Consider the following 17,436-nt stretch of genomic DNA (forward strand, 5'->3'; position numbering starts at 1 on the left):
CCGGCCTGATCCGGACCGGTCCGCCCCGCCTGTCCGCCCCGCCTGTCCGCCCCGCCCGTCCGGTCCGCCCGGACGCGGCTCCCCGGCGGGAGCGCGGAGATCCGTACGTACGGATCTCCGCCGCCGCCTCGATCAGCTCCCGGGCGTCAGTTGCCGGAGACCGTGACCTTCTCGTCGTTGTTCAGCTGGTTCACCAGCTCCTTGACCTTGGCCTTGTCCCAGAGCAGATTGCCGCCCACGCTGCCCGAGATCGGCATGTTCATGGACGTGCCGTCGCCGCCCGTGACGCCCTTCATCGCGAAGAACATCTGGCCCAGGGACCACAGCGACATGTCCTTGTCCACGATCAGCGTGTCCAGCCCCGCGCCCATGGTCGGGTAGAACGCGAACGGGTTGAGGATCGTGCCGGGCGTCGCCGTCTGCGCGGCCAGGGCCGCGAGGAACTTCTGCTGGTTCTTCGTACGGTCCAGGTCGCTGTTGGCGAAGGCGTACCGCGTCCGTACGAAGGCGAGGGCCTGCTCGCCGTCCAGGGTCTGCGTGCCCGCCTGGAAGTCGGCGCCCGACTTCTTGTCCTTGAACGCCTTCGGGATGTCCAGCTCCACCCCGCCGATCGCGTCCACGATGTTGGCGAAGCCCGCGAAGCCGATCTCGACGTAGTGGTCGATGCGCAGACCGGTGTTGAACTCGACGGTACGGACGAGCAGTTCGGGTCCGTCCTCGGCGTACGCCGCGTTGAGCTTGGTCTGCCGGCCCGTGCTCGGGAACGTCTTGCCGGACTCCGAGCCGACGAACGACGGGATCGTCACGTTCGAGTCGCGCGGCAGCGAGATCAGCGTCGGACCGTTCGACCCGTCGTGCAGGATCATCATCGAGTCGGTGCGCTTGCCCTCGGCCGAGCCCGTGTGGAGCTTCTTCTTCTCCTCGGCGGACATGCCCTCGCGGCTGTCCGAGCCCACGATCAGATAGTTCGTGCCGTCGCCCGACTCCGGCCGCTCGATGACCTTGGAGAGATCGACCTCGCGCTTGAGCTTCCCGTCCGCCCAGAAGTACGTGCCGATGGAGACGGCGAGGATCACCACGACCAGCGTCAGCGCGCCGACCTTGATGCGGCGGCGCCAGTCGGGCGCCTGCTGCGGTCCCCGGGGGGCGCCGGGCGGCGGACCGCCGTAGCCGTCGCGCCCGCCGCCGCCGCCGGCGGGCGAGCCGTAGACCTGGCCCGTGTTGTACCCGCTGTCGTACCCGGGCTCATGGCCCCGGTCGTACCCCTGGGACTGCTGAGGGACACCGCGGGGCTGCACATGCGGCATCGCGCGCGCGCCCTCGGGCTGCGCGCCCGCGCTGCCGCGCCCGTAACGGTTGCTCCGCTCGCGGCGGTCGCCGGTCCATCCATCGGGCCAATCATTCATGCGGAACAGTGTGCCGGGCCGGGGTGTGCGCCAGACAGGGGAGGTGGGAAATCGGGTCGGGGCTGTTGCCAAGCTGATGCAATGCGGACCACGCCGGGGCACTGGCGTCGCCCGGGTGGTCACCCACGGCGACCCCGGGGGGCCGAGGGAGCCCCCCCCCGGGGTCGGACGGGAGCCCTCCGGGGCCGTGTGGGAGCCCCGCATAGGGTGGAGAACATGACAGCTCAGGCCCCCTCCCCGGAAAGCGATCTCCCGGGTAAGCCCACCTCCGCCTCACGCACCACGCTCAGCCACATCATGACCGGCAGCGACACCAACCTCCTCGGTACGGTGCACGGCGGAGTGATCATGAAGCTGGTCGACGACGCGGCGGGCGCCGTCGCCGGACGCCACTCCGGCGGGCCCGCGGTCACCGCCTCGATGGACGAGATGGTCTTCCTCGTGCCGGTACGGGTCGGGGACCTCGTCCATGTCCGTGCCCAGGTCAACTGGACCGGGCGGTCCTCGATGGAGGTCGGCGTCCGGGTCATGGCCGAGCGCTGGAACGAGTCCACTCCGGCGACCCAGGTCGGCAGCGCCTATCTGGTCTTCGCCGCCGTGGACGCGGAGGGCAGGCCCCGGCCCGTACCCCCGGTGATCCCCGAGTCGGAGCGGGACGAGCGGCGCTACCAGGAAGCGCAGATCCGGCGTACGCACCGGCTCGCCCGGCGGCGGGCGATCAAGGAGCTACGGGCGAAGCGCGCGGCGGAGGGCATCGACGACCACCGCTGACCGGCGGCGCATCCGGCTTCCTGGCGCATCCGGCTTCCTGGCGCACCCGGCTCTCCGGCGCCCCGGTGTGCCGTGGCTACGGACAGACGACCTGGTCGCCGGTCATCGCCCCGAACCGGCCCTTGGGGGCCTCCCGCGGGCGCACCGGCGTCACCGCCGTGAAGTCCGCCCCCGCCACCACCTTGAGCGTCGCGCCCTGCTGCTTCACCGCGCGCAGTTCGCTGCCCGGCAGCGCCGCCGCCAGGGACTTGGCCGAGCGGTCCCAGCGCGGGTCGTACATCACGACCGTGTGCCGCTGGTCCGGCCCGTCGGAGTCGAGCGGGGCACGGGTCGTGTTGAAGCCGGTGGCGTGCAGCGCGTCGTCGATCCGCTTGCCGAGTCCGTCCATCCGCGTCCCGTTGTAGACCTGCACCCGGATCTCCTGGGGCTTCACATCGACCGGCCTGGCCGACCCGGCGGGCTCGGCCGGCTCCCCCTGCTTCACGGGATCCCCCTGCTTCGCCGAATCCCGTCCCGGGCCCGATTCCCGTCCCGGGCCCGGCTCCTGCCCCGAGCCCGGTTTTTGGGCCGGCTGTGAGGCCGCCGGTCCGTGCCGCGTGGTCAGCGGTCGGTCCTCGCGCAGCGCGCGGAACAGTTCCTTCGACTTCACCGGATCCCACTTCACCGTGGAACCGACCCCCTTGACCGAGACGCTGTCACCGGCCAGCGGCACCGACGTGAACTCCGACGAGGAAGGGGAGAAGCCGCGCATCGCCTCGTTGAGGGCGAGCAGCTGCTCCGTACCGAAGCCCGCGTCCGCTCGTACCGAGGCGAGCATCATCGAGGAGACCTCCTTGAACCGCACCGGGTTCAGCAGCACTCCGCTGTTCGTGGCCCGGTCGATCAGAGCGGCCAGGAAGCGCTGCTGGCGCTCCATCCGGCCGAGGTCGGCCGCGCCGTCGATATGCCGGGACCGTACGTACTGGAGCGCCTGGCCGCCGTTCATGCTGTGCGTGCCCGGGGTCAGATCGAGTCCGGTGTACGAGTCCTTCAGCGCCCGGGGGGTACAGATCTCGACGCCGCCCAGGGCGTCCACCGTCTTCATGAAGCTGGTGAAGTCGACCTCCAGATAGTGGCTGATCTTCACCCCCGTCATGCGTTCGACGGTGCTGACCGTCAGATGCGGCCCGCCCTCCGCGTACGCCGCGTTGAGCTTCACCGGGTGCGGCTCATGACGTTTGCCGGTGACCGCGTCGGTGTGCTCGGGAAGCTCCGCGTAACTGTCGCGCGGCACGCTCACGACGCTCGCGCGCTCACCGTCCGCGGAGAGATGCACCAGCATGATCGTGTCGGTGCAGCGGCAGGGGTGGCCGCCGAGCCGGTACTTCTGCCGCTCCTCCTCCGTGATCTTGTCGCGGCCGTCCGTGCCGACGAGCAGGAGGTTGAGACCGTGGCCCGCGGAGGGGCGGTTCTTCATGTCCTTGAACGGATCGACCCGGCCGATGCCGGTGTCGAGGCTGGTGACCACCGCGTGGCCGATCCCGCCGGCCCCCAGCACCAGCACGGAGAGGGTCGTCGCCATCCGCATGCCCCAGCGCGGCCGTTGCGGCTCCCCCGGCCGCCGGGACGAGGCCGGGCGGTGGGTGGTGCGGGGCGGCGTGGGCACGGGGAACACCTCCGCGTGAACAGGGATCGTGCGCGAACAGGGCGGTGAGGGGACCGTGTGTACGGTAGGCCCATACGATCAGTGACACCGGTCCGCAACCGGGCGGCGCGCGTCGCTGTCCCCCGTTCGCGGTAACGTGGGCGGCCATACCGCCGCCGAAGGACCCCTGAAGGACCACATGCCTGCCCTGCCGCCCGCGGTCTCCGTGATCATGCCGGTGCTCAATGAGGAACGCCATCTGAGGAACTCCGTCCGGCACATCCTGGAGCAGGAGTACGACGGCGAGATGGAGGTGGTGATCGCGCTCGGCCCGTCCACGGACCGTACGGACGAGATCGCCGCGGAGCTGGTACGGGAGACCGCGTCCCACGAGCGCGCCCGCGTCAAGACCGTACCCAACCCGACCGGACGCACCCCGGCCGCGCTGAACGCCGCGATCAAGGCGTCCAGGCATCCCGTCGTGGTCCGCGTCGACGGGCACGGGATGCTCTCGCCGAACTACATCGCGACCGCCGTCCGGCTCCTGGAGGAGACGGGCGCGCAGAACGTCGGCGGCATCATGCACGCCGAGGGCGAGAACGACTGGGAGAACGCGGTCGCCGCCGCCATGACCTCGAAGATCGGCGTCGGCAACGCGGCCTTCCACACCGGAGGCGAGGCCGGACCCGCCGAAACCGTGTATCTGGGTGTCTTCCGGCGCGAGGCGCTGGAGCGGCAGGGCGGCTACAACGAGGAGTTCATCCGCGCCCAGGACTGGGAGCTGAACTTCCGTATCCGCGAGTCGGGCGGCGCCATCTGGTTCTCGCCCGAGCTGCGCGTCCAGTACCGGCCGCGGCCCTCGGTCCGGGCGCTCGCCAAGCAGTACAAGGACTACGGCCGCTGGCGCCATGTCGTCGCCCGCTACCACTCGGGCTCGATCAACCTGCGCTACCTCGCCCCGCCGACGGCCGTCTGCGCCATCGCCGCGGGCATCGTGGTGGGCGCCGTGCTGACGCCCTGGGGGCTGGTCGTACCGGCCGGCTATCTCGCCGCGATCGCCGCGGGCTCCATCCCGGCGGGCAAGGGGCTGTCGCTGAAGGCCCGGCTCCGGATTCCGGTGGCGCTGGCCACCATGCACATGTCGTGGGGCTACGGCTTCCTGACCAGCCCGCGGTCGCTGGCGAAGAAGGTCATCGCGAGCCGCCGCCCGGCGGCGGAGCCCGTCGAGGCGTAACGCCGGGAACTCCCGGAACCCCCGGGCCCCACTCCCCGGCACAGACACGAGCGCCGTCCGGTGGACCACCGGACGGCGCTCGCGTCTGTGTGTGAGACAGGACCTAGAAGCGGTACGGCGCGTAGACGTCCATGCAGGCGTCCTTCTTCGCGCCGTTGAGCGCGTCCGCCGTGTCCGGTACGCCACCCGCCTCCGGTTCGGCCTCCTTCGGGAAGGACGAGCCGCTGCGCCAGTCGGCGCCCACGACCAGCGTGACCCCGGAGACGTCCGTCGACTTCTTGACCGACGTCAGCGGAATACCGAGGGCCTTGGCCACCGCCTGGGCGCCGCCCTCCAGGTCCGCGCTCGGATAGCTGACCGTGCTCGTCTCCTGCGGGCTCTGCTGCGAGTCGGCCTTGGCCAGCGTGAAGCCCTTGCCGTTGAGCGTGCTCGCGATCTCGGCCGCGCGGCGCGGCACCGGGCTCTGCGCGCCGCCGGTGCCGTTGCGTACGATCACGCCGGTGTCGCCGGGCTCCGACGACGGGTCCTTCGTGGCCGAGCCGGCCGGCTTCTTCTTCCCGCTCTCCGCCTTGTCGCCGTTGCTGTCGAAGGCCACGTCGTCGCGGAGCATCGCCCACATCTTGCGGGAGTCCGTCTCCGCAGCGATCAGATGGTTCACGTCCTGCGGATCCTGCACGGTCGGCATCGTCGTCATGGTGAGGCGGTTCGTCGGCACGCTCTTGAGCTGCATGGCCAGATCGAACAGCTTCTTGACCGTACTGATCTCCTCGGAGACCTCCAGCGAGTCCGTGGCAGCCTCCGCGAGACCGGTCAGCCGGGGGGTGTCGGTGAAGAGACTCTGCGACTTGAGCCCGCGGATCATCGAGTTCATGTACATGTGCTGGGCCTTGGCGCGGCCGAGGTCGCTCTCGAAGGCGTGCCGGGTACGCAGCCACTGGAGCGCCTGCTTGCCCTGGATCTGATGCGTGCCCTTCGTGAGCTTCAGCCCCGAGCCTCCCGGGACGCCGGGCAGCGGCCGGTCCCAGACGTTGTCGTTGACGCAGACATCGACACCGCCTATCGCGTCGGCCATCTTCACGACGCCCGCGAAGTCGATCGTCATCCAGTGGTCGATATAGACGCCGGTCAGCTTCTCCCAGGTGGAGAGGGTGCAGCCGGGGCCGCCGCGGGCCAGTGTCTCGTTGATGATGGCGTTGGTCGCAGGAAACGTTTCTCCGCTTACGGTGTCCTTGCACTCCGGGATGTCGACGCGGGTGTCGCGCGGGATGCTCACGACGGACGCGTTCTTCCGGTCGGCGGAGACATGGACGAGCATCTGCACATCGCCGAGCGGCGGGTTGCCCGCGGTGTCCTTGCTGCCGCCCAGTTTGACGTTCTCGGGGTCGGCCCGGCTGTCCGAGCCGATCAGCAGGATGTTCAGCGGGGTCTGGCCCGCCGAGTTGGCCGCGGGCTTGTCCAGGCCGCTGGCGCCGTTGCTGCGCTCGCCGCTGCGGATATTGCTGTTGAGATGGCGGTAGTAGAGGTAGCCGGCGCCGGCCGTCGCGAGCAGCAGCAGTGACAGCCCGGCGGCGACCCAGCGGAGTATTCGCCAGGGGCCGCGTTTCGCGCGTCCGCGCCCGGTGCCACCGCGCCCGCCCTTGCGCCCCTTCTTACGACGGCCTTTGTTGTCGCCACCACCGTCGCCACCACCGCCATCGCCGGTGCCGTCGCCGTTTCCGCCGTCCGCGGGCGCACTGCCCGCGGACGCGCCGTCCGGCCGCGGCCCTTCACCGTCGTACAGGCTGTCGTCCCAGCCCAACTCTCTGGCATGCGGGACGCCTTGGCGCGCCCCCTCCCGTCGTACGCTGCTCTGACCCATCCAGACTCCCTCTTCAGGCCGTCCGTATGGGCCGGCGCTCCGGCGTTACTTGGCGCAGACCTGCTTGTCCGCTTCCACTTTCTGCACACCTTCCGGCGCCTTCGCCGGTCCGGTGATGGGCACTCCCGCGCCCTTGAAGTCCGCTCCGAGGGTCAGCGTCATCGCCTCGAGCCCTTCGGCGTCCTCGGTGCCCGGCTTCATCGCCGTGGCGGGCAGCCCCATCATCTCCGCGAGCGCCCGCGCCTGGTCGGCCTGGTTGGGCGCGTACTCCAGAGTCGTCTTGGCCACATCCGCCGGGGCGTTGCCCTTGTTGGTGGACTTCAGCACGCCCTCGGTGTTCTGGAGCCAGCTCAGGGTCTCCTGTGCGGAGCCCTGCGGACCGCCGCCGTTGAACACATCGACGCGTACGTCGGACGGGTCCGCCTTGGTCCCCTTGAGGAGTGCTTCCTGCTTGGCCTTGGCGGCCTTCTCGTCCGCCTTCTCCTTCTCCTGCACCTCGGTCAGGGAGACATCGTTCTGCATCATCGAGAACAGCGGCTTGGCCTGGGCGTCGTTGACCACGACCGTGGCCTTGACGACCTCCGCCGGGTTGTCGAGCACCGGCAGCGTCGTGAAGGTGATGTTCTTCGGATTGACCTTCGCCAGCTCCGTGGCGAGATCGCTGAGCTTCTCGATGCTGCCGATCCCGCTGTCGACCGTGAGCGCGTTGGTCGCGGCCTCCGCCAGCTTGAACAGCTTGCTGGGGCTGGTGAGCGTGTCGCCCGACTTCATCTTCCGGATCATCGAGCTGAGGAACTGCTGCTGGGTCTCGATCCGGCTCAGGTCGCTCTCGTTGCCGAAGGCGTGCCGGGTACGGACGAAGGCGAGCGCCTGTTCACCCTGGATGGTGTGCGTGCCCTTGCTCAGCTTGAGATGCGACTTCGGGTCGTCGACGTCCTTGGCCACACAGACTTCCACACCGCCCACCGCGGTCGACATCGTCTTGACCGCGTCGAAGTCGGCCATCATGAAGTGGTCGACCGTGAGCCCGGTGAGCTCCTTGACCGTACGCATCGTGCAGCCGGGGTCCCGCTCGCTCTGGCCGAGGCTGGTGTTGAAGCGCACCTGCGAGTTGCCGGGGATGACCTTCGTACCGTCGGTGGTCTTGGTCTCGCAGTCGGGGATGTCGGTGATCAGGTCACGCGGGATGGAGAGCACCGTCGCGTTCGTACGGTCCTTGGAGACGTGGAACAGCAGGGTCGTGTCGGCGTGGCCGACACTCCCCGCGTCGCCGTACCCCTCGTTGCCCGCGCCGGTCCGCTTGTCCGTGCCGATCAGCAGGATGTTGATGGGCTTGTCCTTCTTGAAGCCACCGCTGCCCGCGCCCTGGACGTCGATCGTGTCGATGTTGCCGTTGAAGTGCTGGTAGACGAAGTATCCGGTGACGGAGAGGCCCACGAGGAGGAACGCCATCACACCGCCGGTCCACACCAGCGCCTTCTTCTTGCGCGAATTCTGGGGCCTGCGCTTGCGGCGGCCGACGGCGGTCGCGGGCTCGGCCTGGGCCTTTCCCGCGCGGCGGCTGCGCTGGCCCGGCACGTCGGCACGCGTCCCACCGCGGCCACGGCTTCCGGAACGGGATTCGGTCCGGGAGTCCGTGCGCGCTTCGCCTCGCGTCCGCGCTTCCTCGTCGGACGGGGGGCTCACGGGCGCCTTGCGCGGAGCGTTCGCTCTTCTGGCGCCGCGCGGCTGGGGGGAGGGCGACTGCCCTGTGGAGTGGTCCAGTCGCAGTTCGTAGTTACCGGTCTGCGGGTTGAGGACCCACTGGTCGGCGGGGTCGATTTCGTCCGCCTGTCCACGGCTTTGCGCATCCACGGTTGCTTGAATCCTCCGTCGGTGCCACGCGAGGCGTCTTCCCCCGAAGACGCTCGGTCTTTCGATCCAGTAGTGCGCGACCTCACGGCCGGATGCACCGGATCGCGTCACACTATCCGCCCCGTTCGACGTCCAGCGACGCTGGTGACACATTCCTCATCGCTTACAAGCGGGCAATCCGCCCAATCTTCATGGACTGAAGAGATGTCTTTGGGCCGGGCTTTACCCGCACATGCCCGCCGCGGCATTTGTCCCCTGGAAAGTGGGGGCCGGGGAAGGGCTCCCCGTCGCCCGGGAGCCACTGCCGTCGTCGCTGCCGTTCCCCGAAGGTTTCACGGAGTCGTCACTCTTTCCGTCACTGTTTCCCTCGTTCTTCCCGTCCCGCTTCCCGTCCTGCTCGTTCGCCCCGGCCGCCGAGACCGATACCGGGTCGTCCTCGCGCAGCCGCTCGAACAGGCTCTTCGCCTCGGACTCGACGAGTTCGTCGCGATTGCGGTCCTGGCTGTACGGCTGGCGCGGCACGGTCAGGAATTGCACCTTTTCTGTCGGTACGCTCCGCATGGACCGTGCCAGTTCGTACAGGTCGCTGAGAGAGTCCAGCCCCGAGTCGGTGGTGAGGGACTTCGTCGCCGCGTCCAGCACCGGATAGAGCCGGGCCGGATTGAGCAGCACCCCATTGCTCTGCACCTTCTTGAAGAGCGCCCCCAGGAATCGCTGCTGGCGGTCCATACGCTGGGTGTCGCTGCCGTCACCGATGCCATGGCGGGCGCGTACGAAGCCGAGGGCCTGCTCACCGTCGAGGGTCTGCCGGCCCGCGGGCAGTTCGAGCCGCGCCTGGACGTCCTTGACCGGCTCGTCGATACAGACCTCGACACCGTCCACCGCGTTCACGACGTCCGTGAAGCCGCTGAAGTCGATCACCATGTGGTGGTCGACGCGGATATCCGTGAGCTTCTCGACGGTACGGATCGTGCAGGCGGCGCCGCCGGCCTCGAAAGCCCAGTTGAACTGCGCGAACCGGGCCTGGCTGCGGGTGCCGTCCGGCGTGGCGCAACTGGGTATCTCCACCATCAGGTCGCGGGGTATCGACATGGCCGTCGCGCTCTTCCGGTCCGCCGCGAGGTGCAGCAGGATCGTGGTGTCGGAGCGCTGCGAACCGCCGTCGTCCCGCCCGTACTTGCCGTTTCCCTCGCCGGAGCGGCTGTCGGAGCCGATGAGCAGGATGTTCTGCGCGTCGAGGGCGACCGGGGTGGGGCGTTCCTTCTCGTACGTGTGCAACTCGGTGGCGGCGGTGGTGTCGGTGGTGATGTTCCCGTCGAGCTTCTGGTAGAACCACCAGCCGGCTCCGGCGGTGGCCAGGATGACGACGGAGGTGCCCAGCGCGGCCCAACGCAGCCAGTGGCGGCGGGGGTTGGCGGGCGTGGCGGCGGGCTCGGCATCGATGTCGTCGGGCCCAGGCGCTCCGGTCGACGGCTCACTGCCGGACGTGGTGTCCGGTTCGGTCGCCGTGCCAGCTCTGTCGGTCACGTCTGCGTCCATCCTTCAAGGCGTCGGCGACGCACTGGGCCGCCGGTTGCAGGGGTAGACGGGCGAGCGCCGCGCTTGGTTGTGCTGCGGGTCGCAGGTATCGCCGATCACGTAACGAGGTTGGGCGACGGCCTTGAGGACGGGGTCCGTTATGTAACGGACAGTGTGTTTTGTGAGGCCGACTTCTCAGCGGATTCTCAGGTGGAGGGCGGTCACTTCAGGCGAGCGGCGAGGGCGGACGAGTATGGCCGGTACCGGTCTTGCCCGCCCGCCGCGCGTCACATCGCCCTGTCGGTCACGCGTTCGCTCTCCACGCGCTGTTCGAGCGCCTCCGCCGACAGTTTCCCGAGGTTGCGGCAGAGCACGACGGACCCGCCCGCCGCGAGCGGGGCGTACAACCCCGCCGAGAGCCCGTCCCAGTTGTCGTACGCCAGCCCCGACAGCAGCCGTGAGCCGGGCGTGAGACCGCGCTCCGCGGCGTCCGCGCCCGCGCGCGCCACGAGTTGGGCCGCGGACAGCTCCGTACCGCCCACGACCAGCGCGGATTCGTCCGGATCCACCGGCGCGAACGGCGCGAACCGGTCGCCCTGGCCCGGCACCTCGACCGCGTAGTCCATGAAGCCCTCGGGCGGCTGCGGGAAACGGCCGCCCAGCGGGCGCAGCGCCAGTGCCACCCGCTCACCGCCGCACGCGCGCGCCGCGTCGAGTGTGTCCGGCCCGCTGACCACCAGATCCGCCCCGGCCGGGTCACCTCCGATCTCGACCGTCACACCGACCGACGAACAGGCGAGCAGCCACACCGCGCTCTGCCAGTGCGCGGGAAGCAGCAGCGCGAGCCGGTCGCCGGGCGCCGCGGCGAGCTCGCCCTGCAGCAGATTCGCGGTCTTGGACACCCAATTGGCGAAGGTGGCCACGGACAATTCCACACGCTCACCGGTGGCATCGTCGTAGAACGTGACCAAGGGACGGGCCGGGTCCGTGGCAAGAGCGGATCGCAGCAGGTCGGCGGGGGTACGGTCGCTGGAGTTCACCCGGGAAAGGGTACGCCGGGGAGCCGGACCGCCACCGCCGTACCGGTGACGGGGTACACCGGTTGGACCGACGGGCCGTCAGTTTTCCGGCGGGCGCGGGGGTCGTGTCGCAGCCAGGATCGGTACATGCGTGCCTCACTTGTAACCTCGATCGGCGTCGCGTGCACCGCCGCCCTGGTCCTCCCGCTGTCCCCGTCGGGCGCGAGTGCCGCCCCACAAGTCCCACAGGCCACACAGAACACGGGTTCGGCCGATGTACCGGGCTCCACCCAGTCGCTCCCCCTGAGCACACTCGGCTCGGACCGGTCCTCGGGCGCCGCCACGGAACAGGGCGTGACCCGGCGCGACGTCAGTCCCTTCTCGCTGCTCGGTGTCGTATGGGACGACGCCGACGCCGAACTCCACGGCACGGTCCAGGTCCGCACCCGCACGGCCGGTTCACCCTTCTGGTCCGACTGGCAGGACCTGGAGACGCACAACCAGGAACACGGCGCCGACCTCGGCACGGCGGAACGCGACTCGGGACACACCCGCGGCTCCACCGCCCCGCTCTGGGTCGGTGGCTCGGACGGCGTGGAACTGCGCGTACAGGCCGCCGAGGAGGACGAGAACGGCCCGGCGTACGCGCCGCTGCCGCAGGGGCTCCGGCTCGAACTGATCGACCCGGGAAACGATCCGCAGGGCGCTCCGGACGAGGGTGCCGAACCGGGGGACGACAGCGAGCCCGCACCCGACCCCGCCATCTCCCCGGAGGACAGCGGCGATTGGCCCCTCCCCGAGGACCTGCTGCCGGCCCTGGCCAGGGCCGGTGAACCGGCCGTTCAGCCCGACTCCGCGCGGTCGTACGCCGCACCGCGCCCGCGCATCATCACGCGCAAGGGCTGGGGCGCGGACGAGAGACTCCGCGAGAAGCGGCTCGGCTACTCCAAGACCCTCAAGGCGGCCTTCGTCCACCACAGCGCCACGGGGAACAACTACAGCTGCCGGCAGGCGCCCTCCGTCCTGCGCAGTATCTACCGCTACCACGTCAAGAGCAGCGGCTGGCGCGACATCGGCTACAACTTCGCCATCGACAAGTGCGGAAACATCTACGAAGGCCGCGCCGGGGGAGTGACCAGGCCCGTACTGGGCGCCCACACACTCGGTTTCAATACCAGCAGCGTGGGCATCGCCGTCCTCGGAACGTACGGCGGAACGAATCCGCGTGCCGCCGCGACGACCGCCGTCGCCAAGCTCACCGCGTGGAAGCTCGCCCTGCACGGCGTCAACGCGCGGGGGAAGGTCACACTGACCTCCGCGGGCAGCGGAAAGTACGGCAAGGGCAGAAAGGTCAGGCTCAACGCCATCTCCGGGCACCGGGACGGATTCTCCACCGACTGCCCGGGAAGCCGGCTCTACGGGAAGCTCAGCGCGGTGCGGAAGGCGGCGGGCGGATACCAGCGCCGCTGACGCGAGCGGTCGCGAACACTGGTCGGTTCTGTGTACGCGTACGTGTATGCATGTACGGACGGAAGCGCCGACCCCAGCAGGAAGCGGAGACGACACGGTGACAGAAGCGATCCTCCTGGTCGGCGGCAAGGGCACCCGGCTGCGGCCGCTCACCGCCCGCACCCCCAAACCGATGGTGCCGGCGGCCGGCGTCCCGTTCCTCACACACCAGCTGGCGCGGGCGCGCGCGGCGGGCGTCGAACACATCGTCCTCGCGACGTCCTACCTCGCCGAGGTCTTCGAACCGTACTTCGGCGACGGTTCGTCCCTCGGCCTGAGCCTGGAGTACGTGACCGAGCGGGATCCGCTCGGTACGGGCGGCGCCATCCGGAACGTCGCCTCCAGGCTGGACTCCGGACCGGACGACCCGGTGCTGATCTTCAATGGCGACATCCTGACGGGCCTCGACATCCGGGCGCTCGTCCGGACCCACGCGTCGTCCGGCGCGGACGTCTCGCTGCATCTGACGCGGGTCGAGGACCCGCGCGCCTACGGTCTGGTGCCGACCGACGCGAACGGGCGGGTGACGGCCTTCCTGGAGAAGCCGCAGACACCGGAGGAGATCGTCACCGACCAGATCAACGCGGGCGCGTACGTGTTCCGGCGCTCGGTCATCGACTCCATCCCGGAGGGCCGGCCGGTCTCGGTGGAACGCGAGACCTTCCCCGGCCTGCTGGCCGCAGGCGCGCATCTCCAGGGCATGGTCGACTCCACGTACTGGCTGGACCTGGGCACCCCCCAGGCCTTCGTACGCGGCTCGGCGGACCTCGTCCTCGGCCGCGCCCCGTCCCCGGCGGTCCCGGGCCAGTGCGGCGAACGCCTGATCCTGCCCACGGCCACGGTCGCCCCGGACGCGAAACTCACGGGCGGCACGGTGATCGGCGCGGCGGCCCTGATCGGCGACGGCGCGCGCATCGCGGGCAGCGCGATCCTGGACGGCGCGATCGTGGAACCGGGCGCGGTGATCACGGACTCGCTGATAGGCGCGGGGGCCCGGGTGGGGGCGCGGGCGGTGCTGTCGGACGTGGTGGTGGGCGACGGGGCGGTGGTCGGGCCGGACAATGAGCTGCGGCAGGGGGTACGGGTGTGGTGCGACGCGGTGCTGCCGGCGGGGGCGGTGCGGTTCTCTTCTGATGCGTAGGGGGCGTGGGCGCGGGCCCGTACCCACGCCCCCGCGCCGGAGGCGGATCGCGTACCGCTTAGCCTCGGAGGTGACCCCGACCCCCGAGGACCTCAACCGTGGCAGGCCGCTTCGCACAACGACCGGTGCCCCGTCCGCGCGCCGCGGACCCCGCGGACCACGCCGTCGGCATACGCCGGCAGTGGACGCCCCCCGAGCCCTACGACCTCGGGCTCGTCCTCGGGCCGCTTCGGCGCGGGCCCGCCGATCCGACGTTCCGCGCGTACCCGGACGGTTCCGTATGGCGGGCCTCCCGGACGCCCGCCGGGCCCGGCACGCTGCGGGTCGTGCGGCGCGGCGGGGTCGTGGAGGCCGAGGCGTGGGGCGCCGGCGCCGCGTGGATGCTGGAGCAGCTCCCGGAGCTGCTCGGCGCGGGCGACGATCCGGACGCGTTCGTCCCCCGGCACCGCCTGGTCGTCGAGGCCCAGCGGCGACGGCCGGGCCTGCGGCTCTGCCGCACCGGACTGGTGCTGGAGTCGCTGATCCCGTCCGTGCTGGAGCAGAAGGTCACCACCGTCGAGGCGTACCGCGCCTGGCGGATCCTGGTGCGTACACACGGGGAGCCCGCGCCCGGACCCGGGCCAGGATCCGCGCCGGGCGAGCGGCTGTACGTCATGCCCGACGCCCGGACCTGGGCCCTGATCCCCTCCTGGGAGTGGCACAAGGCCGGTGTCGACGCCAAGCGCTCCTCGACGATCCTGCGCGCCGTCCGGGTCGCGCGCCGGATGGAGGAGGCCGCGGCGATGGAGCCGGAGCGTGCGGCCGCCCGGCTGGAGCTGATCCCGGGGATCGGCCCGTGGACCGCGGCCGAGGTCGTGCAGCGCTCCAACGGCGCCCCCGACGCCGTCACCGTCGGCGATCTGCATCTTCCCGGCATCATCGGCCACGCGCTCGCGGGCGACCGGGACGCCGACGACGCGGCGATGCTCGAACTCCTCGCCCCGTACGTCGGCCAGCGGCACCGCGCCACCCGGCTGATCCTGCTCAGCGGCCGGACCCCGGCCCGCCGGGCGCCCCGGATGGAGGTCCGGAACATCGCCCGGCTGTGAGCCGGACTGTGAGGGAGAGACCCGGCGTGGCTACCGGACCGTGAGGAAGGACTCCGGCGAGCGCGCCGGGCGGTCCTTCGGCGGGGCCGCCGCGTGGCCCACCGCCACCGCGCCCATCGGGTCCCAGTCCCCGGGCAGGTCCAGCACGTCCCGTACGACATCCCGGCAGAACATCGTCGAGGAGACCCACGCGGAGCCGAGCCGCTCGCCCGCCAGCGCCACCAGGAAGTTCTGCACGCCCGCGCCCATGGCGACGACGAACATCTCGCGCTCCGCGCCGTCGCGACGGGGGTCGCCGTAGGTGTGCGAGCCGTCCATCACCAGGCACGGCACCACCAGGTACGGCGCGGCGCGCAGCAGATCGCCGCGGCGTACGCGCTTGGCGATGGACTCCTCCGGCTTGCCGTCGCGGCGCAGGTCCGCGATCCAGGCGTCGCGCATGGCGTCGAGGAGACGGAGCCGCGACCCGGGGGACTCCAGGAGGACGAACCGCCACGGTGTCGTGTGATGCGGCGCCGGGGCGGTGACGGCGGCCGTGACCGCGCGCCGTACCGCGCCCGGGTCGACGGGCTCGTCCGTGAACTCCCTGACCGTACGGCGCTGGGTGACCGCTTCCCGTACCGCCTCGGACGTGCCGAGCCGGAACATGTCGTCCGCGGCGACCCGCACCAGGGCCCGCGCGTCCTCGTCCGTGTCGCCGACGAGGTGGCCGAGGCCGCTCACGACGGCGACCGGCAGCCCCTCGGCCTTGCCCTTCACCAGGTCACCGGCGGCGGCCAGTTCGTCGGCGAGGGCGATGACGGTCGCGTTCAGCGGGTTGCCCTGGACGTCGGTCCCGCCGCGCAGGTCCTCCAGGACGCGTACGCCCGCGGCGCCGATCGCCACATCGGTGAGGCCGTTGCGCCAGGGCCGCCCGAAGGTGTCGGTGACGATCACCCCGACGTCCACACCGAGCGCGTCCCGCAGCCCCTCCCGTATCGTCCGGGCCGAGGCGTCGGAGTCCTCGGGCAGCAACAGCACGGTTCCGGCGGCGGTGTTGGAGGCGTCGACCCCGGCCGCCGCCATGACCAGACCCTGCTTGTTCTCGACGATACGGAGGGGCCCGCGCCGCGCGACGACCCGTACGGTCTCCGCGTCGATCGCCGCCTCGCGGTCCGTGGCCGCGAGGATCCGGCCCTCGGCCTTGGAGACGATCTTCGAGGTGACCAGCAGGACATCGCCGTCGACGAGCCCGGGACCGGCGGCCACGATCAGCTTGGCGAGGTCGTCGCCCGGACGGACCTCCGGCAGTCCGGGCAGGGCGCGGACGCGGTACGACGTCATGCCTGTACCTCCTCGGCCAGCGCCAGCGCCTCACGGGCCATCGCGGCGGTCGCGTCCAGGTCGGTCATCATCAGCGGGACGGCGCGGCTGCGGATCCCCGCGGCCTCGATCCCGCCCACCGCCGACGCGTCCACGGTGTCGACCAGCCAGCCGTCGAGGAGCCCGGAGCCGTAGTGCAGGGCGACGGCCTGGGCCGTCGACTCGACGCCGATCGCGGCGAGCACCTTGTCGGCCATCCCGCGCACCGGCGCGTTCCCGACGATGGGGGAGAGGCCGACGACCGGGACGCCCGCCTCGGCGATGGCCTCCCGGATACCGGGTACGGCCAGGATCGTGCCGATGCTGACCACGGGGTTGGACGGCGGGAAGAGGATGACATCGGCCGCGGCGATCGCCTCCAGCACTCCGGGCGCCGGCTTGGCCTGGTCGGCGCCGACCGGGACTACCGCCTGCGCGTCCACGGACGCCCGCATCTTCACCCAGTACTCCTGGAAGTGCACGGCCCTGCGCTCGCCGTCCACGTCGACGGCGACATGCGTCTCGACGCGGTCGTCCGACATGGGCAGCAGCCGTACGCCGGGCTTCCAGCGGGCACAGAGCGCCTCGGTGACGGCGCTCAGCGGATAGCCCGCGCCGAGCATCTGCGTACGGACGATATGGGTGGCGAAGTCGCGGTCGCCGAGGCCGAACCACTCGGGTCCCACGCCGTAGGCCGCCAGCTCCGTCTTGACCTGGAACGTCTCGTCCGTACGCCCCCAGCCCTGTTCTTCATTGATGCCACCGCCGAGGGTGTACATCACCGTGTCGAGGTCGGGGCAGACCTTCAGCCCGAACAGATGGATGTCGTCACCGGTGTTGCCGATCACCGTGACGTCCGCGTCAGGCGCGGCCTGCTTGAGGCCGCGGAGGAAGCGGGCGCCGCCGATACCGCCGGCCAGAACCACAATGCGCATAAAGAACAGTCTGTCAGCCGCAGGCTGATCGTTGGGGGGCGGTGGTCGGGTGACGGGAGGGCCAGTCTGTCAGCCGCAGGCTGATCGTTGGGGGGCGGTGGTCGGGTGACGGGAGGGCCAGTCTGTCAGCCGCAGGCT

General features: G+C 70.7%; 13 protein-coding genes. 5 read left to right on the forward strand and 8 right to left on the reverse strand.

Going from position 1 to position 17,436, the window contains the following annotated elements:
- Window positions 1–146: 146 nt before the first annotated feature.
- Window positions 147–1,406, reverse strand: coding sequence for an LCP family protein (locus CU044_RS29070; RefSeq protein WP_129771742.1), 1,260 nt, complete (start codon window positions 1,404–1,406; stop codon window positions 147–149).
- Between the two features lie 216 nt (window positions 1,407–1,622).
- Between CU044_RS29070 and CU044_RS29075 the strand changes: the two genes are divergently transcribed.
- Window positions 1,623–2,177 carry an acyl-CoA thioesterase gene (locus tag CU044_RS29075; RefSeq protein WP_129771743.1) on the forward strand — a complete coding sequence of 185 codons (555 nt, stop codon included), beginning with the start codon at window positions 1,623–1,625 and terminating at the stop codon, window positions 2,175–2,177.
- 76 nt (window positions 2,178–2,253) lie between these two features.
- Here CU044_RS29075 and CU044_RS29080 read toward each other — a convergent pair whose 3' ends face one another.
- Window positions 2,254–3,744: an LCP family protein gene (locus CU044_RS29080; RefSeq protein ID WP_129771764.1), complete on the reverse strand. Its 1,491-nt coding sequence runs from the start codon at window positions 3,742–3,744 to the stop codon at window positions 2,254–2,256.
- Between the two features lie 256 nt (window positions 3,745–4,000).
- Here CU044_RS29080 and CU044_RS29085 point away from each other — a divergent pair, with 256 nt between their 5' ends.
- Complete coding sequence (locus CU044_RS29085; RefSeq protein ID WP_129771744.1) at window positions 4,001–5,035, forward strand: glycosyltransferase family 2 protein; 1,035 nt, start codon at window positions 4,001–4,003, stop codon at window positions 5,033–5,035.
- A gap of 103 nt (window positions 5,036–5,138) precedes the next feature.
- Here CU044_RS29085 and CU044_RS29090 read toward each other — a convergent pair whose 3' ends face one another.
- The 4 genes from CU044_RS29090 to CU044_RS29105 form a co-directional block, all read right to left on the reverse strand.
- Window positions 5,139–6,893 carry an LCP family protein gene (locus CU044_RS29090; RefSeq protein ID WP_129771745.1) on the reverse strand — a complete coding sequence of 585 codons (1,755 nt, stop codon included), beginning with the start codon at window positions 6,891–6,893 and terminating at the stop codon, window positions 5,139–5,141.
- Between the two features lie 45 nt (window positions 6,894–6,938).
- Window positions 6,939–8,747 carry an LCP family protein gene (locus CU044_RS29095; RefSeq protein WP_129771746.1) on the reverse strand — a complete coding sequence of 603 codons (1,809 nt, stop codon included), beginning with the start codon at window positions 8,745–8,747 and terminating at the stop codon, window positions 6,939–6,941.
- Between the two features lie 222 nt (window positions 8,748–8,969).
- Entirely contained in the window at window positions 8,970–10,286 is a 1,317-nt protein-coding gene (locus tag CU044_RS29100; RefSeq protein ID WP_129771747.1) for an LCP family protein, read from the reverse strand.
- A 266-nt stretch (window positions 10,287–10,552) separates the two neighbouring features.
- Window positions 10,553–11,305, reverse strand: coding sequence for a TIGR03089 family protein (locus CU044_RS29105; protein WP_129771748.1), 753 nt, complete (start codon window positions 11,303–11,305; stop codon window positions 10,553–10,555).
- A 126-nt stretch (window positions 11,306–11,431) separates the two neighbouring features.
- On the opposite strand from CU044_RS29105, the gene CU044_RS29110 reads away from it, so the two are divergent.
- The 3 genes from CU044_RS29110 (at window position 11,432) to CU044_RS29120 (ending at window position 15,022) form a co-directional block, all read left to right on the forward strand.
- Entirely contained in the window at window positions 11,432–12,754 is a 1,323-nt protein-coding gene (locus CU044_RS29110) for an N-acetylmuramoyl-L-alanine amidase (RefSeq protein ID WP_129771749.1), read from the forward strand.
- A 97-nt stretch (window positions 12,755–12,851) separates the two neighbouring features.
- On the forward strand, window positions 12,852–13,934 hold the full coding sequence (locus CU044_RS29115; RefSeq protein WP_129771750.1) for an NDP-sugar synthase: 1,083 nt from the start codon (window positions 12,852–12,854) through the stop codon (window positions 13,932–13,934).
- 125 nt (window positions 13,935–14,059) lie between these two features.
- On the forward strand, window positions 14,060–15,022 hold the full coding sequence (locus CU044_RS29120) for a DNA-3-methyladenine glycosylase 2 family protein (protein WP_240045913.1): 963 nt from the start codon (window positions 14,060–14,062) through the stop codon (window positions 15,020–15,022).
- A gap of 30 nt (window positions 15,023–15,052) precedes the next feature.
- Here CU044_RS29120 and CU044_RS29125 read toward each other — a convergent pair whose 3' ends face one another.
- Window positions 15,053–16,345 carry a coenzyme F420-0:L-glutamate ligase gene (locus CU044_RS29125; protein WP_129771751.1) on the reverse strand — a complete coding sequence of 431 codons (1,293 nt, stop codon included), beginning with the start codon at window positions 16,343–16,345 and terminating at the stop codon, window positions 15,053–15,055.
- On the reverse strand, window positions 16,342–17,298 hold the full coding sequence (cofD, locus tag CU044_RS29130; RefSeq protein WP_129771752.1) for a 2-phospho-L-lactate transferase: 957 nt from the start codon (window positions 17,296–17,298) through the stop codon (window positions 16,342–16,344). Before cofD ends, CU044_RS29125 begins: the two co-directional genes overlap by 4 nt.
- Window positions 17,299–17,436: the final 138 nt, after the last annotated feature.

It is taken from the genome of Streptomyces sp. L-9-10 (genome assembly GCF_004151105.1).
Lineage (GTDB): Bacteria > Actinomycetota > Actinomycetes > Streptomycetales > Streptomycetaceae > Streptomyces.